The 19,704-nt window shown below is 72.5% G+C and carries 18 protein-coding genes and 2 pseudogenes; 7 read left to right on the top strand and 13 right to left on the bottom strand.

All coding sequences use genetic code 11. The features are described 5' to 3' along the window. Nucleotides 1-49: 49 nt before the first annotated feature. The gene (locus tag ACH5AO_RS24150) at nt 50-1,609 is read right to left on the bottom strand and encodes a helix-turn-helix domain-containing protein (RefSeq protein ID WP_398927903.1); all 1,560 of its coding nucleotides are present in this window, start codon (nt 1,607-1,609) and stop codon (nt 50-52) included. 212 nt (nt 1,610-1,821) lie between these two features. Here ACH5AO_RS24150 and ACH5AO_RS24145 point away from each other — a divergent pair, with 212 nt between their 5' ends. Further along, nucleotides 1,822-2,562: a DUF4232 domain-containing protein gene (locus ACH5AO_RS24145; RefSeq protein WP_398927901.1), complete on the top strand. Its 741-nt coding sequence runs from the start codon at nt 1,822-1,824 to the stop codon at nt 2,560-2,562. A 102-nt stretch (nt 2,563-2,664) separates the two neighbouring features. Here the strand turns inward: ACH5AO_RS24145 and hemB are convergent, their stop codons facing one another. Next, nucleotides 2,665-3,657 carry a porphobilinogen synthase gene (gene hemB, locus ACH5AO_RS24140; RefSeq protein WP_398927899.1) on the bottom strand — a complete coding sequence of 331 codons (993 nt, stop codon included), beginning with the start codon at nt 3,655-3,657 and terminating at the stop codon, nt 2,665-2,667. Between the two features lie 129 nt (nt 3,658-3,786). Between hemB and ACH5AO_RS24135 the strand changes: the two genes are divergently transcribed. Then, the gene (locus ACH5AO_RS24135; RefSeq protein WP_398927898.1) at nt 3,787-4,572 is read left to right on the top strand and encodes an alpha/beta fold hydrolase; all 786 of its coding nucleotides are present in this window, start codon (nt 3,787-3,789) and stop codon (nt 4,570-4,572) included. Between the two features lies 1 nt (nt 4,573). Continuing rightward, on the top strand, nt 4,574-5,533 hold the full coding sequence (locus ACH5AO_RS24130) for a D-2-hydroxyacid dehydrogenase family protein (protein WP_398927896.1): 960 nt from the start codon (nt 4,574-4,576) through the stop codon (nt 5,531-5,533). 243 nt (nt 5,534-5,776) lie between these two features. On the opposite strand, the gene ACH5AO_RS24125 is transcribed toward ACH5AO_RS24130, so the two are convergent. After that, nucleotides 5,777-6,385: a TetR/AcrR family transcriptional regulator gene (locus ACH5AO_RS24125; protein WP_398927894.1), complete on the bottom strand. Its 609-nt coding sequence runs from the start codon at nt 6,383-6,385 to the stop codon at nt 5,777-5,779. A gap of 96 nt (nt 6,386-6,481) precedes the next feature. On the opposite strand from ACH5AO_RS24125, the pseudogene ACH5AO_RS24120 reads away from it, so the two are divergent. After that, nucleotides 6,482-6,874 (top strand): annotated as a pseudogene (locus ACH5AO_RS24120) (nuclear transport factor 2 family protein); the annotation flags it as partial. Nucleotides 6,875-6,984: 110 nt separating this feature from the next. Here the strand turns inward: ACH5AO_RS24120 and ACH5AO_RS24115 are convergent. The 4 genes from ACH5AO_RS24115 to ACH5AO_RS24100 are packed head-to-tail and all read right to left on the bottom strand — an operon-like array spanning nt 6,985 to nt 11,955. Continuing rightward, nucleotides 6,985-8,157 carry an XdhC family protein gene (locus ACH5AO_RS24115; protein WP_398927892.1) on the bottom strand — a complete coding sequence of 391 codons (1,173 nt, stop codon included), beginning with the start codon at nt 8,155-8,157 and terminating at the stop codon, nt 6,985-6,987. Further along, the gene (locus ACH5AO_RS24110; protein ID WP_398927890.1) at nt 8,154-10,364 is read right to left on the bottom strand and encodes a xanthine dehydrogenase family protein molybdopterin-binding subunit; all 2,211 of its coding nucleotides are present in this window, start codon (nt 10,362-10,364) and stop codon (nt 8,154-8,156) included. The genes ACH5AO_RS24115 and ACH5AO_RS24110 overlap by 4 nt, the downstream gene beginning before the upstream one ends. Next, entirely contained in the window at nt 10,361-11,344 is a 984-nt protein-coding gene (locus tag ACH5AO_RS24105) for an FAD binding domain-containing protein (RefSeq protein WP_398928142.1), read from the bottom strand. The genes ACH5AO_RS24110 and ACH5AO_RS24105 overlap by 4 nt, the downstream gene beginning before the upstream one ends. Beyond that, the gene (locus ACH5AO_RS24100; protein ID WP_398927888.1) at nt 11,344-11,955 is read right to left on the bottom strand and encodes a (2Fe-2S)-binding protein; all 612 of its coding nucleotides are present in this window, start codon (nt 11,953-11,955) and stop codon (nt 11,344-11,346) included. The genes ACH5AO_RS24105 and ACH5AO_RS24100 overlap by 1 nt, the downstream gene beginning before the upstream one ends. A gap of 415 nt (nt 11,956-12,370) precedes the next feature. Here ACH5AO_RS24100 and ACH5AO_RS24095 point away from each other — a divergent pair, with 415 nt between their 5' ends. Further along, complete coding sequence (locus ACH5AO_RS24095) at nt 12,371-12,940, top strand: TetR/AcrR family transcriptional regulator (RefSeq protein ID WP_398927887.1); 570 nt, start codon at nt 12,371-12,373, stop codon at nt 12,938-12,940. 237 nt (nt 12,941-13,177) lie between these two features. Here ACH5AO_RS24095 and ACH5AO_RS24090 read toward each other — a convergent pair whose 3' ends face one another. The 4 genes from ACH5AO_RS24090 to ACH5AO_RS24075 form a co-directional block, all read right to left on the bottom strand. Beyond that, a complete protein-coding gene (locus ACH5AO_RS24090) occupies nt 13,178-13,600 on the bottom strand; it encodes an ATP-binding protein (RefSeq protein WP_398927885.1) in 423 nt (140 codons plus the stop codon). Between the two features lie 87 nt (nt 13,601-13,687). After that, complete coding sequence (gene tgmC / locus ACH5AO_RS24085) at nt 13,688-14,890, bottom strand: ATP-grasp peptide maturase system methyltransferase (RefSeq protein ID WP_398927883.1); 1,203 nt, start codon at nt 14,888-14,890, stop codon at nt 13,688-13,690. Continuing rightward, nucleotides 14,887-15,867, bottom strand: a complete 981-nt coding sequence (gene tgmB, locus ACH5AO_RS24080) for an ATP-grasp ribosomal peptide maturase (protein WP_398927881.1) — start codon at nt 15,865-15,867, stop codon at nt 14,887-14,889. Before tgmB ends, tgmC begins: the two co-directional genes overlap by 4 nt. A 3-nt stretch (nt 15,868-15,870) precedes the next feature. Further along, on the bottom strand, nt 15,871-16,137 hold the full coding sequence (locus ACH5AO_RS24075) for a putative ATP-grasp-modified RiPP (RefSeq protein WP_398927879.1): 267 nt from the start codon (nt 16,135-16,137) through the stop codon (nt 15,871-15,873). A 205-nt stretch (nt 16,138-16,342) separates the two neighbouring features. Between ACH5AO_RS24075 and ACH5AO_RS24070 the strand changes: the two genes are divergently transcribed. Beyond that, complete coding sequence (locus tag ACH5AO_RS24070; RefSeq protein WP_398927877.1) at nt 16,343-17,176, top strand: helix-turn-helix domain-containing protein; 834 nt, start codon at nt 16,343-16,345, stop codon at nt 17,174-17,176. Next, nucleotides 17,173-17,382 carry a DUF397 domain-containing protein gene (locus ACH5AO_RS24065; RefSeq protein ID WP_398927875.1) on the top strand — a complete coding sequence of 70 codons (210 nt, stop codon included), beginning with the start codon at nt 17,173-17,175 and terminating at the stop codon, nt 17,380-17,382. Before ACH5AO_RS24070 ends, ACH5AO_RS24065 begins: the two co-directional genes overlap by 4 nt. A gap of 57 nt (nt 17,383-17,439) precedes the next feature. Here ACH5AO_RS24065 and ACH5AO_RS24060 read toward each other — a convergent pair whose 3' ends face one another. Then, nucleotides 17,440-19,137 carry a uroporphyrinogen-III synthase gene (locus ACH5AO_RS24060; RefSeq protein WP_398927873.1) on the bottom strand — a complete coding sequence of 566 codons (1,698 nt, stop codon included), beginning with the start codon at nt 19,135-19,137 and terminating at the stop codon, nt 17,440-17,442. Beyond that, nucleotides 19,134-19,704 (bottom strand): annotated as a pseudogene (locus ACH5AO_RS24055) (hydroxymethylbilane synthase); the annotation flags it as partial. The gene ACH5AO_RS24060 and the pseudogene ACH5AO_RS24055, both read right to left, overlap by 4 nt.

The following is a 19,704-nucleotide window of genomic DNA, read 5'->3' as shown; positions in this document are numbered from 1 at the left end:
TTACGCCGGGCGGCAGTTGGGCCGCCGCCCGGATGCGCCGTCCGCCGGATCAGGTGCCCTCGAAGTACTCCCAGGTGTTGCCGCCCAGCATGTACCCGTAGTACTCGGTCTTCGAGGCGCTGGTGCGGAACGGCTTGCCGTGGTCGTCGATCCGGATCGTGCCTTTCCGCGATCCGCTGGACCAGTCGAGCTCCAGGTACCAGCGGACGTCGCGCCCGGAGGTGTGGGCGTCGACGTAGAAGACCTCGGGGTCGGACTCGGTCACGCTGTAGGGGAAGTTCCGCTGCCCGTTGATCGGGGTGACCGTGGCGTCGCCCAGGTCGAGCGACGCGTCGAACGACTTGGTGGCCACCTCGCCGCCGCAGCCGACGCCCGCCGCGTACTTCTTCCAGTCGAGCGGTGCCCCACTGCTCGCCACGCGCAGGTGCAGCCCTTGCACGACGACGGTCTCCTCGCCCGTGCCCTGCACGGTGAGCGCGACCATCTGCCGGTCGGCGGCGACGGCACCGAGCGGGGTGACCCAGCCGACCACGCTCTGCTGGGAGGGCGGGGGCGGCATGTTCTGCGGGCTGCGGTCGACGAGGAAGCTCTGCTCGCAGGGGGACTCCCAGTAGTACGGCGTGGTCTGGACCGTGATCGGGACGCCCCCCTCTTCCCCGCCGTCCCGGCCGGTGGAACCGCCGGCGTTGCCGCCCCGGGAGGCCGAAGGGCTCGCCTTCGGCTCGTCCTTCTTCGCGGACGCGGAGGCGGAGGCGGACGGCTCGGCCGACGCGCTCTTGCTCGGGGAGGCCGACCGCGCGGTCCGCGACGGCGAGGGGGACTCCGAGTGGGAGACGGTGGCTCCGGCGGCGTCGGCGGAGCCGTCCCGTCCGGTCCCCCCGTCCGGGAGCAGCGTCGCTCCGAGCGCCACGGCGACGACGAGGGCGACGGCCGTGCCGGCGTACAGCGCGGTCCGCCGTGAGAGCCTGCGGCCCCCCGCCGGTGTACCGGACCGGGCCACGTCACCGACCACGGTGACGGCCTCCTCCTCGTCCCCCGGGGACACACCGGCGGGGGGCACGCTCCCGGCGCGGCCGGACTCGGCCTCCACCCCGGCGGGCTCGGCCTCCTCCCCGGCGGGCTCGGCCTTCTTGTCTGCGGGCTCGGCCTGCCCCGCAGCCGACTCGGCTCCTCCCGCAGCGGACTCGGTCTTCTCCCCGGCCGGCTCGGCCCGCCCTTCAGAGAGCTCGGCTCCTCCCGCAGCGGACTCGCCCCGCCCCTCGACGGACCCGCCCTCCTCCGAGGACTCGGCCTTCCGCTCCTCCGAGGGCTTGCCCTTCTCCCCCTCCGAGGACTTGGCCTTCTCCTTCGCGCCGCTGTCCTCCTTCATGCCCCGCAGGGCGTCCGCGCGGATCCAGCGGCGGTGGAGCTCCAGCAGTTCCTCGGGGGTCGCCCGGCACAACCGGGCCATCCGCTCCACCGGGGCGAACTCCACCGGTACGACCTCACCGCTGACGTAGCGGTGGAGTGTCGACGCACTCATGTGCAACCGCTTGCCCAGCGTCCCGTAACTGAGGCCGGAACGCTCCTTCAGCTCCCTCAGCAGCCCCGCGAAATCGTCCCCCGCCACCGTTTCTCCCCTTCCCGCATCCCCGCACCGCGTCCCAGCGGGACGCCGTTTTCCCAGCTCAGAGCCGTTTTCGTCATTCCATTGTCCCGCATGCCCCGCCGTGGCTGGCGACCGGGACGGACCGTGCCACAGGCTGTGGTCATCCAAGCAGCCGTTCCTGACAACCAGTTGAGCGGCCCGCACACTCCAGCCACACCCGAAGGGGTTCCACCATGTTCGTACGCACCGCCCGCACCCGCCTGTTCGCCGCGTCCACCGTCGCCCTGGCGGCGCTGGCACTGACGGCCTGCGAGGGCGGATCGGACACGGGCGCCGACAGCCCGTCCTCCTCCACCACGGCCACCGCCGAGGCGAAGCCGTCCACCGCGGACTCCGCCGGCACGTCCGGAAACAACGGCTCGAACGGCTCGAACGGTACGGACGCGCAGGGCGGCAAGGACGGTTCGTCCGGCTCCTCGGGCGCCGGCGGGAACAACGGCACGGCAGGCGGGTCCGGGAACAGGAACGAAAAGGGCTCCGGGAACGGCTCCGGCACGCAGGACAAGGACACCCTCGGCAAGTGCTCCGCGTCCGCCGTGAAGATCACCGCCACCGAGGTGGAGCGCCCGGTCAACCACCTGCTGCTGACCGCCACCAACACCGGCTCGAAGAGCTGCTACCTGCCCGCCTACCCGCAGGCGAAGTTCGGCGAGGCCCAGTCCGTGCCGCCGGTCTTCGAGGAGACCAAGCCGCAGGCGGTGACGACCCTGGAGCCCGGCAAGTCCGGTTACGCGGGCGTGCTGCTGTCGGCCGCCGACGGCAGCGCCGGGAACGGGCGCACGGTGAACACCCTCACGATCCCGTTCGGTGACGGCTCGATCGCCACCGTGAGCCTGCCCTCCGGCGGCGTCCACGTCGACGACGCCCTGCAGGTCACCTACTGGCAGTCCACCATGGACAACGCCCTGTACTAGAGCGCGGCACCCGCCCGGCTCCCCCGGCCCGCCCGTCCCGCCCGGCCCGCTCCTCGGCAGGCAGGGAGGGACGGGCCGCGGGCATGCGGCAGGGGCCAGGCGTCAGCGCAGGGCGCGGGCCGCCTCGACGGCCCAGTAGGTGAGGATGTTGCGCGCACCGGCCCGCTTGATGCCGGTCAGCGACTCCAGGATCGCCCGGTCCCGGTCGATCCAGCCCTTCTCGGCGGCGGCCTCGATCATCGAGTACTCGCCGGAGATCTGGTACGCGGCCACCGGCACGTCCACCGCGTCCGCGACCCGCGCCAGGATGTCCAGGTACGGGCCCGCCGGCTTCACCATCACCATGTCGGCGCCCTCCTCCAGGTCGAGCGCCAGCTCGCGCATCGACTCGCGGAGGTTCGCCGGGTCCTGCTGGTACGTCTTGCGGTCGCCCTTGAGCGAGGAGCCGACGGCCTCCCGGAACGGCCCGTAGAAGGCGGACGCGTACTTGGCGGTGTAGGCGAGGATCGCGACGTCCTCCCGACCGATCTGGTCGAGGGCGTCACGGATGACCCCGATCTGCCCGTCCATCATCCCGCTCGGCCCGACGACGTGGGCGCCCGCGTCGGCCTGCACCTGAGCCATCTCGGCGTACCGCTCCAGCGTGGCGTCGTTGTCGACGCGCCCCTGCTCGTCGAGGACCCCGCAGTGCCCGTGGTCGGTGGTCTCGTCGAGGCACAGGTCGGACATGACGAGCAGGTCGTCCCCGACCTCGGCCCGCACGTCCCGCAGGGCCACCTGGAGGATCCCGTCCGGGTCGGTGCCCGGCGTCCCGACGGCGTCCTTCTTGGACTCCTCCGGCACGCCGAACAGCATGATCCCGGAGATCCCGGCCGCCACGGCCTCCGCGGCCGCCTTCTTCAGGCTGTCCCGCGTGTGCTGCACGACGCCCGGCATCGCCGCGATCGGCACCGGCTCGCTCACGCCCTCCCGCACGAAGGCCGGGAGGATGAAGTCGGCGGGGTGCAGCCGGGTCTCGGCGACCATGCGCCGCATGGCGGGGGTGGTACGCAGACGCCGCGGCCGCGTGCCGGGGAAGGATCCGTACGTCGTCATACCACCTACGCTACGCCCGCCCCACCCGTGCCTTTGCCGACGCGCAGTCGGCCCGGACCCCCGGTGCCGGTCACCGAGGGGATACGGTGCTCGTCGCCCGTCATCACACCACCCGAGGGGGACCACACCGTGCACAGCGCCGCCGTGACGGCCGAGGGCGACCGCATCCGCTGGGTCGAGCTGCCGGGCCGGGACCCGGCCCGCGTCTACGTGCACGGGCTGGGCGCCACCTCCCCCGCGTACTTCACCGCGACCGCGGTCCACCCGCTCCTCGCGGGTCACCGCTCGCTCCTGGTGGACCTGCTCGGCCACGGCCACAGCGACCGTCCCACCTCGTTCGCCTACACCCTGGAGGACCACGCGGACGCGCTCGCCGCCGCGCTGCGCACCGCGCGGGTCACCGCCGCCGAGGTGGTCGCGCACAGCATGGGCGGTTCCGTCGCCGTCGTCCTCGCCTCCCGCCATCCGGAGCTGGTGTCCCGGCTGGTCCTGGTCGACGCCAACCTCGACCCGCTGCCCCGGCTGCCCGGTGCCCCGGGCAGCAGCGGCATCGCGGCGTACTCGGAGGAGGAGTTCGTGGCGGGCGGCGGCTGGCGCGAGGTCCGCGACCGGGCGGGCGCGCACTGGTGGTCGACGATGCGGCTGGCGGGTCTGGAGGCCCTGCACCGCAGCGCCTCCCACCTGGTCGACGGCACCGAGCCGACGATGCGCGAGCTGCTGCTCGCCCTGCCGGTCCCCCGCACGTTCCTGTTCCCCGAGGCGGACGCCCCGTTCCCCGGCACGGACGGGCTGACGGCCGCCGGCGTTTCGGTGATCCCGGTCCCCGACTGCGGGCACAACATCATGCTGGACAATCCGGAGGCCTTCGCCCGAGCCGTGGCCGAAGCGCTGAACCGCGCCGACGAAGGGGACTGACATGCGGCTTCGCTGCGCCGTGCTCGACGACTTCCAGAACATCGCCACCACCGTCGCCGACTGGAGCTCCCTCCAGGACCGGGTGGAGGTCACCTCCTTCACCGAGCACTTCGCCGGCGAGGACGAACTGGCCGTGGCGCTGGCCGACTTCGACATCGTGGTGACGTTGCGCGAACGCGTCCCCTTCCCCGCCTCCCTGTTCGACCGGCTGCCCCGGTTGCGGCTGATCGTCGCCTCCGGCATGCGCAACTCGGTCATCGACCTCGCGGCCGCCGAACGCAACGGCGTCACGGTCTGCGGCACCCAGAGCTCCCCCACCCCGCCGGTGGAACTGACCTGGGCGCTGCTGCTCGGACTCGCCCGCGGCATCGTCCCGGAGAACAACGCCCTGCGCACGGGCGGCCCCTGGCAGTCGACGGTCGGCGCCGATCTGCACGGCCGCCGCCTCGGCCTGCTCGGCCTGGGCAAGATCGGCGGCCGGGTGGCGCGGGTGGGCCTCGCCTTCGGCATGGAGGTCACGGCGTGGAGCCCGCACCTCACCAAGGACCGCACGGACGAGGTGGGCGTCGAACTGGCGCCCTCTAAGGAGGAGTTGCTCCGCACCAGCGACTTCGTCTCCCTCCACCTCGTCCTGGGCGACACCACCCGGGGCATCCTGGGCGCCCCCGAACTGGCCCTGATGAAACCGACCGCCTACCTGGTCAACACCTCCCGCTCGGCACTCGTCGACCAGGACGCCCTGCTCGACGCCCTCCACGGGTCCCGGATCGCGGGCGCGGCGGCCGACGTCTTCGACACGGAACCCCTGCCCGCCGACCACCCGATGCGCACCGCGCCCCGCCTCCTGGCCACCCCCCACCTCGGTTACGTCTCCGAGCTCAACTACCGCACGTACTACGGTCAGGCGGTCGAGGACATCGAGGCCTACCTCGCCGGCACCCCGGTCCGCCGCCTCGGCTGAACCCCGGCCGCCCGGCGGCGGAACACCGCGGTGGGCCACGAGGCCGCTGGAATGCGCCTGCCGGCCTTCGGCACCCCGACGGGTGCGTCCGAAGGTCTTTTCCCGCCTCCCCGCACCTCCGCACCCCTCACCTGCCGCGCGTTGCTCCGCGACCGCGCCGTCCACGTCGGGGAGGCCGACATCCGAGCCGCGCCACACCGCCGCCAGGCCCTGCGCGAGCCGACCTGACGTCGCCCGCGCCGATCACGGCCCGGCCAGCACCCGGCGCACGAACTCCTGCAGCCGTGACCGCAGTTCGTCGCGGTCCGTACCGCAGTCGCCCGCGAGGTGTTCGACCAGGTCGGCGCGTACGGCGGCCAGCAGGGCGTGTGCGGTGAAGCCGGGGTCGGCGAGGCCCGGGACACCGGCCAGCGCGGAGCGCAGCAGCTCGTGCCACCGCCCGTAGTGCTCCGCCCGGTAAGGGCTGCCGGACCCCGCTCCCTCCAGCGCCAGCATGAGATGGCGGTGGTCCAGCTTGAAGCACAGCAACGCGTCGAGCAGCGCGGGCACGCGTCCCGCCGGCGGTGTGCCGGGGCCCAGGGGCGGCGGCCCGTGCGACACCGCCGCCTCGAGGGGCTCCAGCCGCGCCGCGTAGAGCGCGGTGATCAGCGCCGTACGGTCGCCGAACGCGCGGAACAGCGTGCCCTTGCCGACGCCGGCCGCCGCCGCGACGTCGGACATCGTGATGTCCTCGGGGCTGTCGCAGCGCGCGAACAGGTCGTCCGCCGCGGCGAGCAGGGCCGCCCGGTTGCGCGCCGCGTCCTTGCGCGGCCTGCGTGCGGACGCACCGTCCACCGGTTCCGTCTCCATCATCGACCTCCCACGCCTACAAAGCGGACCGGCGGTCCGTATCGTCGCCTCCCGTAAAGCGGACCGGCGGTCCGCATTCTACGGGACGGAGACACCCCCATGCCCGAGCACACCCCCGCCTCCTCCGAGGCACTCTTCCGCCACAGCCTGCGCCTGCTGCTGGACAAGGACATCCCCGCCTGGACCGCCCTGTGGGACGACGACGGTGTCCTGGAGTTCCCCTTCGCCGCCGAAGGCTGGCCCCGGCGCCTGGGGGGCAGGGAGGCGGTCGCCGCGTACATGCGCGACCACCCCGACCACATCGACCTGCACGACATCCCCGACCTGCGCATCCACCGGACCGACGACCCCGGCACCCTCGTGGTCGAGATGCGCGCGGAGGGCCGTGTGGTCGCCACCGGCGCGGCCTACGACATGACGTACATCGCCGTCGTCACCTTCCGGGACGGCCTGATCACCGGCTACCGCGACTACTGGAACCCCTGGCGGGTGGGACAGAAGTGGAAGTGGAGGCCGGTCAGGAGCTTGTCGGCGACGTGGCACAACGCGGCTGCGCGGGCGTCGCCGAGCCTCCGGCGGGACGGCGTCCGCTCGCCGACGGGTCAGGGGACGCTCGCTTCCGGCAGCGGCTGTCGCGGTGGCGTGGCCTTCCGGTGGATCGGTCCGTGGATGTCGCGCAGGCGCATCCGGCTGCCGCCGTTGCGCAGGTGGAGGATTTCGGCGGTGATGGACAGCGCTGTCTCGGCCGGGCTGGTACCGGTCAGGTCCAGTCCGGCGGGAGAGCTCAGGCGCGTGAGTCGTTCCTCGGGCAGTCCCGCGGCGCGCAGCCCCGCCACCCGGCGCGCGGCGGTGCGCCGCGAGCCCAGGGCCCCGGTGTAGGCGAGATCCAGGCGCAACGCGGTCTTCAGCAGGGGGTGGTCGAACTTGGGATCGTGCGTGAGTGAGACGACCGCGGTGCGCGCGTCGATGCGTCCGGCTGCCGCTTCGGCGGCGAGGTGGTGGTGGGGCCAGGCCACGACGACGTCGTCGGCGTCCGGGAACCGTTCCGGTGTGGTGAACACCGGGCGGGCGTCGCACACGGTGACCCGGTAGCCGAGCAGGGCGCCTTGGCGTGCCAGGGCGGTGGCGAAGTCGTTGGCGCCGTAGATCAGCATGCGCGGCGGGGGCGTCAGGCAGTTGACGAACACGCGAGGGCTGCCGGCTGTGCCGTTCTTCGGGCCGTCCGTAGCGGCGGTCGCGGGACGGACGACGCCGGAGCGGCCCTGGGCCAGCAGCCGTTTCGCTTCCCGTGCGATCTCCTCGTCGAGGGCGCTGCTGCCGGTGCTGCCGCTCGTGCCGTCGGCCCAGCAGACGAGGTGCCGGCCCGAGCCGGGTGCGCTCGCGTCGTCGAGGAGGGTGGCCAGGGCGACGGCGGTGCCGGCCCGTCGACGGGTGAGGAGGTCCTCCAGTTCGGGGAAGGAGGAGCGGTCGACGCGTTCGACGAGGACCTCGATGGTGCCGCCGCACGTCAGGCCGACCGCGCCGGCGTCGTCGTCACTGACCCCGTAGCGTTCCAGCACCGCGGTGCCGTACCGCAGTGCCTCCTGGGCTCTGTCGTACACGGCCCCTTCCACGCAGCCCCCCGATACGCTGCCGGTGACCTTCCCCTGCGGGGTGCAGACCATGATCGCTCCGGGCTGCCTGGGCGCCGAGCCGTAGGTGGAGACGACGGTGGCCAGGGCGCCGGGCGTGCCCGACTCCCACAGGCGGTGCAACTGCTGCCAGGCGTCGTTCATGACGCGCTCGCGATGAGTTTGTCCTGGGTGAGGGGCAGGTCGCGGATCCGGCGTCCGGTGGCGTGGTGGACGGCGTTGGCGATGGCGGCGGTCATGCCGCACATCGGTGTCTCGCCGAACCCACGGGCGCCGAGGGCCTGGCTGGTCGGATCCGGCTGGTCGATGAAGAGGGCCTGGATGTCGGGGATGTCGGCGTTGACGGGGATCAGGTAGCCGGAGAGATTGCGGTTGACGAACCGGCCGTACCGGGTGTCGAGAAGGGTGTGTTCGGTGAGGGTGAAACCGACCGCCCAGATGAAGCCGCCGATGACCTGGCTGCGGATCGTTCTGCGGTTGAGGACGCGCCCGGGGTCGAAGGCTCCGAGCATGCGGGTGACGCGGACCTGGCCGAGCAGTGGGTCGACGCGCACCTCGGCGAAGACGGCCCCGGTGGAGTACTGCTCCCCGCTCTCCTCCGGGGCCTCGGTGGTGACGTCGAGCGGCCGGCCGTGGCGGGTGAGCACCGCGCGGATGCTGTCCCGCCGCTCGGGCCGGCTCGTCCGGTAAAGGGTCCCGTCCTCGGCGGTGATCTCGTCGGCGGGCAGGTCGTGCAGCGGGGAGCGCGGGTCGGCGACGGCGAGGCCGATCAGCTTCTGCCGGGCTTCGGTGCAGGTGCGGTTGACGGCGCCGCCGACGGCCGGAACGGTGGCGGAGGAGGCCGACAGCGACGCGTAGGGCAGGTTCGTGTCGCCGAGCACGAAGTCGACGTCGCCCAGGGGCAGGCCCAGCACGTGCGCGGCCATCTGGGACATGACCGTGTAGGTGCCGGTGCCGATGTCCTGGGTGGCGACCTGCACCCGCGCCGTGCCCTCGGTGGAAAGGGTGACACGGGCGGCTGCGCCGGGCATGCCGCCCGCGCTGTGTGCGGCGGTCGCCATGCCCCAGCCGATGCGGATGCGGCCGTCGCGCATCGAGCCGGGGCGCGGGTCGCGTTCGCTCCAGCCGAACGCGGCGGCGCCGCGCCGGTAGCACTCCTTGAGGTGTTTGCTGGGGAACGGCTCGCCGGTCTCGGGGTCGGTGGCGGTGTGGTTGCGCAGCCGCAACTCGATCGGGTCCATGCCCGCCGCGTAGGCCAGTTCGTCGAGTGCGCACTCCAGACCGTGGGCCGGCATGACCTCGGGCGAGCGCATCCAGGCCGGGGTGGGCAGGTCGAGCCGGACTGCCCGCTGGGCGAGGGAGAGGTTGTCGCAGGCGTACAGGCGGCGGGTGGGCACGCTGGCGCTGGGCAGGAACTCGTCCTCGGTCCGGGAGACCTGCTGGGTGGTGACGTGGTCGATGGCGGTGAGCGTGCCGTCCCGCCGGGCTCCGAGCCGCAGGCGCTGATGGGCCTGGGAGCGGTGCCCGTGCAGGCTGTAGGAGTCGGAGCGGGACAGGACGAGTTTGACCGGGCGGTCGACCTCCCGGGCGGCGGCAGCGGTGAGTACGGTGTGCGGCCACGGCGTCTTGCAGCCGAACCCTCCCCCCAGATACCGCGAGATCACGCGAACGTGCCCGACCGGCAGGTCGAGGGCTTGGGCGATGCTCTCCTGGGCGGCGGTGACCCCCTGGCTGGCGTCGTACACCGTCACCTTTCGGCCCCGCCAGACGGCCGTGGTCGCGGACGGCTCGATCGGGTTGTGATGGTGGATGGGCGTGGTGTAGGTGACGTCGACGCGCAGGTCGGCGCGCGCGAGGGCGCCCTCCGGGTCACCGCGGGTGAGCTCGTTGGGCACGGGGGCCTCCCCGGGCTCCTCCTCGGGCGGGGGGATCCAGGCGTCGTCCATGGCGTCCTCGAAGACCGTCCGGACGGGCTGGGTGTCGTAGGAGACGCGCACGAGCGTCGCCGCGTGCTGGGCCTGCTCCAGGGTCTCGGCCAGGACGAGAGCGACCGGCTGGCCGCTGTGGTGGATCTCCGTGTCCTGCAACGGGAGGAAGCGCTTGACCAGCAGATGCGGTTCCGGGACCGTCAAGCGTGGCATGTTCCGGTGGGTCATCACGGCGGCCACACCGGCGGAGCGCTCGGCCTGCCGGGTCTCCAGGCGGGTGATCCGTCCGCGGGCGATGGTGCTGAGCACCATGACGCCGTGCAGGGCGCCGGGGACGTGCACGTCCGCGGTGAACTCGGCCGCGCCGGTCACCTTCGCGTGGCCCTCGACGCGGGGCACGGGCCTGCCCACGATCCGGCTCATCGCCTGCCTCCCAGGTCGGTCAGGATGTCGGTCAGTGCACGGCGTACCAGCTCGACCTTGAACGTGTTGTGCTCGCGCGGCTGCGCGCCGCTGACCAGCGCCTGGGCGGCCGACGCGATGGTGGAGTCGGTCAACGGCCGCCCGCGCAGGGCCGCTTCGGCCTCGGCCGAGCGCCACGGCCGCGGGGCGATGCCCCCGAAGGCGAGGTGGACATCGCCCACCTCGCCGCCTTCCATGGTCAGCGCCGCAGCCACGGAGACCACGGCGAACTCGAACGTCGCCCGGTCGCGCAGCTTGAGGTAGCGCGAGTGACGGGCCGACCGGCTCCCGGGGACGGTGATCCCGGTGATCAGCTCGCCGTGCCGCAGTGCCGTCTCCTTGTGCGGGGTCGTGCCGGGCAGGAGGTAGAAGTCCTCGAGGGGGATGGAACGTTCGCCCCGTGGGCCGAGAACGACGACGGTGGCCTGCAGAGCGCTCAGTGCGACCGCGAGGTCGGAGGGATGTACGGCGATGCAGTGGCGACTGCCGCCGTGGATCGCGTGCCAGCGGTTCTGCCCCGTGATGGCCGGGCATCCGCTGCCGGGCTCGCGCTTGTTGCACGGGCTGCCGGCGTCGCGGTAGTACCAGCACCGCGTGCGCTGCATGAGGTTCCCGCCGATGGAGGCCCGGTTGCGGATCTGCGGGGACGCCGACGCCAGCAGGGCCTCGGACAGCGCCGGGAACCCGGAACGGACCACCGGGTGCTCGGCCACCTCCCGCATCCGGGCCGTCGCCCCCACGTGCAACGTGCCGTCGCGCAGTTCGATGCCCGACAGCGGGACCTGATTGATGTCCACGACCAGGTCCGGGGCGAGAGCCCGGTCCCTGACGAGGTTCAGCAACTCGGTCCCGCCCGCGACGAACGTCGCCCCCGGGCGGGCCGCCACCAACCGCACGGCCTCGGACGCACGTGCCGTGCGCGTGTAGTCGAACGGCTTCATCACGCACGCTCCCTCGCGGCGTCCCGTACGGCGTCGACGATGTTCGGATAGCAGCTGCACCGGCAGAGGTTGCCGCTCATCCACTCCCGGATCTCGTCGTCGGAGCCCGTGTGCCCCTCGTCGATGCAGGCGACGGCGGACATGATCTGCCCGGGGGTGCAGAACCCGCACTGGAAGGCGTCCCGCCGGATGAACGCCTCCTGCACGGGATGCAGTTCTTCGCCGCGGGCCAGCCCTTCGACCGTGGTGATCTCGCGGCCGTCCTCCATGACCGCGAGGGTCAGGCACGACTTCACACGCCGGCCGTCGACGAGAACCGTGCAGGCGCCGCACTCGCCCCGATCGCAGCCCTTCTTCGTGCCCGTCAGGCCGAGACGCTCACGCACCGTCTCCAGGAGGGTCACCCGGGTCTCGACTGTGAGGCGATGAGTTCTGCCGTTGACATGGAGTGTCACCTCGGTGGCCGGGGCGGGCGGTGCGGCACCCGCGCCCTCGCCGACGGCGGTGCCCAGCACACCGCCGGTGGCGACCAGCGTGGCGGTGAACCCACCCGTCTTGAGTACGGCCCGGCGGCTGTGCCCGCCTATGGGCGCTTCGTCGTTGTCGGGCATCCTGCTGCATCTCCTCGGCTGATCGCGGACGGGTCGGGTCGCGCCGTGGCTGAGAGGGTCGGAAGAGGACTGCGTGACACAGGCCGTTGCGACACCGGCGTGAGAAACGGCCGGGCGCGTCACCCGGGTTACGGCATCACGACGTACAGGACACGACGGCCCCAAAGGCATCGGCCGCTCGCGGCCCGCACGGGAGCGCGACGCCGCAAGCACGTCGGGAACGACCGGGGTCGGCCCCGCTCGGGCAATAACGAGGCTTACTGCTTCGAAACTCTAGCAGATTCGATGCACAGTGTCTCGATACGAAGGGGTGCCGGACCCGTAGGACCGGAGACCTCACGTGCGTCGCACGCCGCACTCGCCCCGGGCCGCGGCCGGCGGGTAGCGGTACGCCATGTCCCGATACCCTGTCGGCATGACCGGCCCCGCCGCCCCCGGGCGCCCACGCAGTGAGGCCGCCCGCGTCGCCGTCCTGCGCGCCGTCGACGACCTGCTCGTCGAGATCGGCTACTCCGCGATGACCATGAAAGGCATCGCGGAGCGCGCCGGAGTGGGGCGGATGACCGTGTACCGGTGGTGGCCGACCAAGGCGCACATCCTGATCGAAGCCTGCGACGAGGACGCGCGCAGCGAGCTGGCCGTCACCGCACACGCCGACCCGGTCCGCACGATGACCGATTTCCTGGTCAAGCTGGCCGCCTTCCTCACGACCTCACCCGCGGGAGCCGCCTACCGGGCGCTGCTCGGCGAAGCCCAGCACGACTCCGAGATCGGCCGCCTCGTCGCCGACGCCGACCTGCTGGCCGCACCGGCCCGCGCCGTACTGGATCACGTCCGGACTCGGCTCGGCGCGGTACCGGAAGACCCATCAGCCGTCGCCGAACTGTGCGGACCGCTCGCCCTGATGGTGATGACCGGCGCGCCCGCCCCCTCGCGCCCGACCCTGCGCGCGATGGCCCATCGGCTCGCCGCAGCCTGGGCCTGACCGGGCAGGACCCCGCACACCAGCCGAAGGCGGCGATGGGGGCGCCCAGGAGCGCTTCGTCACGTTGGGTGATGCCAGCTGGTGGTGGACACCTTGCTGGTATGAGGCTGCAAGTCGAAGTCCAAGTCCAAGCAGGAAGCGACCCCGAGGCACGGAACCGGCCGCGAAGAACGACGAGGCGGAGCGCCCCCACAGGGGACGCTCCGCCTCATGCGATCGACCGGCTGACGGCCCGGATCACCGGACGAGCTCCAGCTCCGCCCACACGGTCTTGCACGGGAACGGCCCCGGCACCACACCCCAGCGGTCGGCCGACTCCTCGACCAGCAGCAGCCCGTAGCCCGACTCGGCGGGCTCCGGTGGAACGCCGCCGGTCACGGGCGCACTCTCGCCCCTGGGGTCGGTCACCTCGACGCGCAGCACGCCGTCCACGGTGACGGTCAGGGTGAGCCGGAAGCCCCGGCCGGGGACCCGGCCGTGCACGACGGCGTTCGTGGCCAGTTCGGCGACGACCAGCCGGGCCGGGTCCAACGGCAGCTCCCAGGACTCCAGTTGCTCGGTGGCGAGCAGGCGGGCGAGACGGGCACCCCGACGCGTGGCGGAGAGCGGCACGGTGAACTGGTGGAGCGGGGTGCGCGGCGCGGCGGTTCCTCGATTCATGTCACTCAGCGTGTTCAGTCACGCGCCTGCTGTGAAGGCGAGCGGCCCGTGCGACCGGAGGCTGTCCGGCTCCGTCCGGGCCGCCCCTCAGGGCGACGGCAGTGGAAGGCAGGGCACGTGCGGGTGCCGCAGGTGCTGTCCGCCGTCGTGGACGCACAGGGTGAAGGTCTCCGGTCCCGGCCGCCCTGCCGTGTCGTAGGCGTCCAGAACGCGCTCGACCCGTTCCCACAGCCGCACCGGACCTCCCTCCCGCACCCGCCAGCCACCGTCACCGTCCGGCGTCAGCGCGGCGGCCGACCCGCTCACCACGTCGATCAGATGCAGGACATCGCCGACGGTGGTCAGTTGGGCGTCGGGTACGGCGCTCTGCACGAGGAAGCGCAGGTGGAAGGCCTCCTCGGTCGCGGCGGTGATCCGCTCGGGACCGTGCCGGGCGACCCGCGCCTCCCCCGGCGGCTCCGCCGTCCAGTGGGCGGGGTTGCCGAAGGCCGGCGCCGCGTGCGTACGCGCCGGCATGAAGGAGACCGTGCCGCCCAGCAGGCGTCCTTCGGCGGTGCCGTCCCCGGCGACGGTGAGCAGGACGCGGGCGTAGCCGTAGAGCCAGCCGGAGAGCGTCAGCAGGATCTTCCCGCCCGGCCGGGTCTGGGCGACCAGGGCCGGGGGCACGGCCCGGAAGGAGCAGGCGGCGACGATCCGGTCGAACGGGGCCTCGGGCCAGTACCCGTACAGCCCGTCCGCGACCGCGAGGGCGGGCGCGTAGCCGCAGCCGTGCAGCGCGCCCGCGGCCCGCTCCAGCCGGTGCGGGTCCACCTCGATGCTCGTCACACCGGCCGATCCGAGGCGTTCGCAGGCGAGCGCGGTCGAGTACCCCGTCCCCGTGCCGATCTCCAGCACCGTGTGCCCCTCCCGCACGTCGGCGTCGGCCCACATCCGCACCACGAGCGACGGCAGCGTGGAGGACGAGGTCGGGGCCCCTCCGTGCCGCTCGGCCGGGTGCTCCCAGTCGGGTTCATCGCCGTCGAACTGCGTGATGAGCGTGGTGTCGGAGTACGCGGCGGCCAGCCAGCGCCCGTGGTCGAGCGCGGCGGTGACCGGCTGCCACCGGGTCAACCCCTGCCCGTCCCGCTCCTCGCCGGGCAGGTAGAAGCCGGGCACGAACCGGTGCCGGGGCACCGCCTCCACCGCCGCCCGCCAGGCCGGATCGTCCAGCGCCCCACGTACGGCGAGGTCCTCCGCCATGACGGCGCGCAGTCGCGCGGCATCGGTGTCGAGGTCGACGGGCAGCGTCATGAACGGCCCTTCCCTTCCATGGTGAGGAGGTCGGCGAACGCCTCGGTGATGTCCTCGGCGTCGGGAAGCCAGCCCCACTGTCCGTTCGGGTTGCACTCGATCGCCGTCCAGTGTTCCGGGTCGTCCCCGTCACCGGTGAGCGCGAAGTCGAAGCATCCGAAGACCAGACCGAACGAGGCCAGGTAGGCGTGCAGCGCCGCCTCGACGGGCGGCGGCACGGTGATCGGGGCGTGGAGCAGGGCGTCCCAGTCGCCCCGGCGCCAGTCCAGCGCGCCGTCGGGCGCGGCGACCTGCTGGGCGAAGACACGACGGCCGACCACGGTGACGCGTACGTCCCCGGTCTTGGGAACCTCGGCCTGGAACAGGTGGGCGGTCACGCTGAGCGTGTCGTCGAAGGTCTCCGGGTCGACCCGCTGGGTCCAGATCGCTCCGGTGCGCCCGTCGACGCCGGCGGGCAGGCCGCGGAACGTCTTGCAGACGACGGGGCCGTGCTCGGCGGCGAACTCCTCAGCGGTCTTACGGTCGTTGGTGATCAGCGTCGGAGGAATCCCCAGCCCGAGCCGGGCGAACCTGCGGAGCTGGGCGGGCTTGGACTCCGCACGGGCCACCGCGGCCGGGTGGTTGACGTACCGGGCGCCGGACAGGGCGTTCAGGACGCCACCGAGCCCGTGCCGTGCCTCGGTGGCGGCGAAGTCCCGCCGCTGCCGGGGCAGATGCGCGAACCGGGTGCCGTACGGAGTGGGACGGCGGTAGTACACCGCCGTCACCTCCCCCGGCTCCACCTCCCGGCTCGCCGTACGCAGCCACCCGCTCCACGCCGGACGCTCCGCGTCGACGCGGAAACCGAACGTCAGGGCGGGCCCGATGTCTGCGGGATCGACGCGGACGACCGGCACCTCGCGCGCGTTCAGTGCGGCGACGACCGCGTCCGCCGTGACGTCCTCCAGCGCGGTGACGACCAAGATGGTGGAGGCCATCGGTCAGTCCGATTCGTAGTCGGTGGTGCTGTCGTCCTGCGTCTGGGGCTGCGGACCGTTCCCGTCACCGCCGCCCGACACGGACGCGGTGCCGGTCGTCCTCGACGTCCCGTGCTTGCCCATCTCGACCGGCAGCCCGGCGGAGTCGGTGTAGCGGGCGGTCTGCGTGACGGGGTCGAGCGTCACCGTCGCGTACGGCGGCGGCCCGACCGGCAGCCGATCGGTGACCAGGCGCAGCGCCCAGGGGGCCTCGGGGGCGAATGTCGTCATGGGGGTCCTCTCTCTGTCCGCGATGCGGAGTTCCCGATTCTCGCCACCCAGTGTGCTCATGCGTGTGCACACTGTGAATACGGGCAGGTCGTACGGCCGTCGGCTGTACGCCAGGTGTCCGGTTTCTGTCCGCCCTGCCCGGGGTGACCGGGTGCGGGCGGCCGGAGTTGGTCCGGGGAAGGGCGCGCGACGAGAGGCGACGAGCATGGGTGAGTGGGAAGCGGGGCTGGACGACGAAGAGGCCGGGGCCGTGATGCGTACGGTCACACGGCAGTTGAAGCTGTGGCGGGAGGCGGCCGGCCTCACCCAGGCGGAGTTCGGGGCGGCGATCAAGTACGGGGAGGAGACGGTCTCCTGCGTGGAACGGGGGCGACGGATTCCCCGGCCGGAGTACTTGGACGCGGCGGACGAGGTGCTGGGGGCGGGCGGCAAGATCGCCGCGATGAAGAAGGACGTAGCGGAGGTCCGGTACCCGAAGAAGGTGCGAGACGTGAAGCGCCTGGAAGCGGAAGCCGTCGAGATCTGCTCCTACAACAACTGCGTCATCGATGGCCTCTTGCAGACCGAGGCATATGCGCGAGCAGTGTTCAGCTCTCGGCGACCGGAGTTCGCGGAAGAGGAGTTGGAGCAGCGGGTAGCTGCTCGGCTGGATCGTCAGGAGATCTTCTGCGCCCCAACAGCACGCCCTCTCTTCAGCTTCGTACTGTGTGAAGCGACGCTGCTCCGCCTGATCGGGGGCAAGATGGTGATGCGTAACCAGCTCGAACGGCTGTCGGAAGTAGCTCAGTTACGGAACGTCGACCTACAGGTCCTGCCTCTGAGCCGGGAGGAGAACTCGGGCCTCGGCGGTCCCTTCCGGCTGCTCAAGCTCAAGGACGGAGCGGCCGTAGGTCTGAACGAAATCCAGCTCACCAACCGGGTGATCACCGACCCGAAAGAGACCACGGTCCTCGACATGCGCTATGGCATCATCCGGGCGCAGGCTCTCACTCCCCGAGAGTCGCTGGCCCTCATCAAAAAAGTGCTGGGAGAGTCATGACCCTCAAGCCCTCTGACGGAGCCGACAGCAAGCTGGAGTGGATAAAGAGCAGTTACAGCTCGGACGACGGTCCGTCCTGCGTCGAGGTCGCCGCCACTGCCTCGACAACCGTCCATGTGCGCGACTCCAAGAACCCGAACGGCCCCCGCCTCGCCCTCACCCCCGCCACCTGGGCGACCTTCCTCCCCTACGCCTCAGGCAACTGACGCGAACGGGGCGGGCACAGCACGCGCGTGCTGTGCCCGCCCCGCCGCTCGCCGGGATCAGGTCGTCGACCGACGCCTCCGCGCCCCCGGCCGCCGCTCGCTCGGCCTCGTCACCGGGTCGCCCGCGTCCAGTGCGGCCAGGCGGCGGCGGGTGCCGAAGTCGGCCAGGGCCTCCGCCAGCTTGTGGACCGACGGCTCGGGGGCCATCACGTCCACCCGCAGGCCGTGCTCCTCGGCCGTCTTCGCCGTCGCCGGGCCGATGCAGGCGATCACCGTCACGTTGTGCGGCTTGCCCGCGATGCCGACCAGGTTCCGGACCGTCGAGGACGACGTGAACAGCACCGCGTCGAAACCGCCGCCCTTGATCGCCTCACGGGTCTCCGCCGGGGGCGGCGACGCGCGGACCGTGCGGTAGGCGGTCACGTCGTCGACCTCCCAGCCCAGGTCGATCAGGCCCGCGACCAGGGTCTCCGTGGCGATGTCGGCGCGCGGCAGGAAGACGCGGTCGATCGGGTCGAAGACCGGGTCGTAGGGAGGCCAGTCCTCCAGGAGGCCGGCCGCGGACTGCTCGCCGCTCGGCACCAGGTCCGGCTTCACGCCGAAGGCGACCAGCGCGTTGGCCGTCTGCTCGCCCACCGCCGCGACCTTGATGCCGGCGAAGGCACGGGCGTCGAGGCCGTACTCCTCGAACTTCTCGCGGACCGCCTTCACCGCGTTGACCGAGGTGAACGCGATCCACTCGTAGCGGCCCGTCACCAGGCCCTTGACGGCCCGCTCCATCTGCTGCGGGGTGCGCGGGGGCTCCACGGCGATCGTCGGGACCTCGTGCGGCACCGCGCCGTAGGAACGGAGCTGGTCGGAGAGCGACGCCGCCTGCTCCTTCGTCCGCGGCACGAGCACCTTCCAGCCGAACAGCGGCTTGGACTCGAACCACGAGAGCTGGTCGCGACGGGCGGGGGCGCTGCGCTCACCGACCACGGCTATCACCGGTCGGCCGCCGTCCGGGGACGGCAGCACCTTCGCCTGCTTCAGCGTCTGCGCGATCGTGCCGAGCGTCGCCGTCCAGGTGCGCTGCCGGGTCGTCGTACCGGCGACGGTCACCGTCAACGGGGTGTCGGGCTTGCGCCCGGCGGACACCAGTTCGCCCGCCGCGGCGGCCACGGAGTCCAGCGTGGTGGAGACGACCACCGTGCCGTCCGACGCGCCGACCTCCGTCCAGCAGCGGTCCGAGGCCGTGCGCGCGTCCACGAAACGGACGTCCGCGCCCTGCGCGTCGCGCAGCGGCACACCGGCGTACGCGGGGACGCCGACCGCCGCCGCGACACCGGGGACGACCTCGAACGGCACCCCGGCCGAGGCGCACGCCAGCATCTCCTCGGCGGCGTACGCGTCGAGCCCGGGGTCACCGGACACCGCACGCACGACCCGCCTGCCGCCCCGCGCGGCCTCCATGACAAGATGTGAGGCATCCCGCACAACGGGAACACCAGCGGTTGTTGACGCGCCGTCGACGACCGTCAGCTGGGGCGTGCCCGTGCCCGGAACCGACGTGTCGGCATCCGTGTGCACTTCGGCGACGCCCTGCCTCGCGTGCGTGCGTACGACGTCGAGCACCTCGTGCTCGGCGACGAGGACGTCCGCGTTCGCCAGCGCCTCCACGGCGCGCAGGGTCAGCAGTCCCGGATCCCCGGGTCCGGCACCGAGGAAGGTGACGTGCCCGTGTTCCGGAGGGGCGGGAAGGGTGGTGGGGCTCACTGCGCTCGCTCCCCCATCAGACCGGCCGCGCCCTGCGCGAGCATCTCGGTGGCGAGTTCGCGACCGAGTGCCGTCGCCGCCTCGTGCGTCTCGGGCACGGGACCGGTGGTGGACAACTGCACCAGCGTCGAGCCGTCGGTCGTGCCGACGACGCCGCGCAGGCGCATTTCCTTGACAGCCCGCCCGTCGGTCAGGAGATCGGCCAGCGCCCCCACGGGTGCGCTGCAGCCGGCCTCCAGAGCGGCGAGCAGGGAACGCTCGGCCGTCACGGCGGCCCGCGTGAGCGGGTCGTCGAGCCCGGCGAGCGCGGTGATCAGCTCCGCGTCGTGCGCGGCGCATTCGATCGCCAGTGCCCCCTGGCCGGGGGCGGGCAGCACCGTGTCGACCGACAGCACGTCGGTCACCTCGTCGGCGCGTCCGATGCGGTTCATCCCGGCGGCGGCCAGCACCACCGCGTCCAGGTCGCCCTGGTGGACGTACCCGATGCGGGTGTCGACGTTGCCCCGGATCGGGACCGTCTCGATGTCCATGCCGCGGCCGCGCGCGTACGCGTTCAGCTGCGCCATG

The organism is Streptomyces sp. NPDC018964, from assembly GCF_044390325.1.
Classification (GTDB): Bacteria; Actinomycetota; Actinomycetes; order Streptomycetales; family Streptomycetaceae; genus Streptomyces.
The sequence above is the reverse complement of the archived record's forward strand: the minus strand, read 5'-3'. Positions and strand labels throughout refer to the sequence as shown.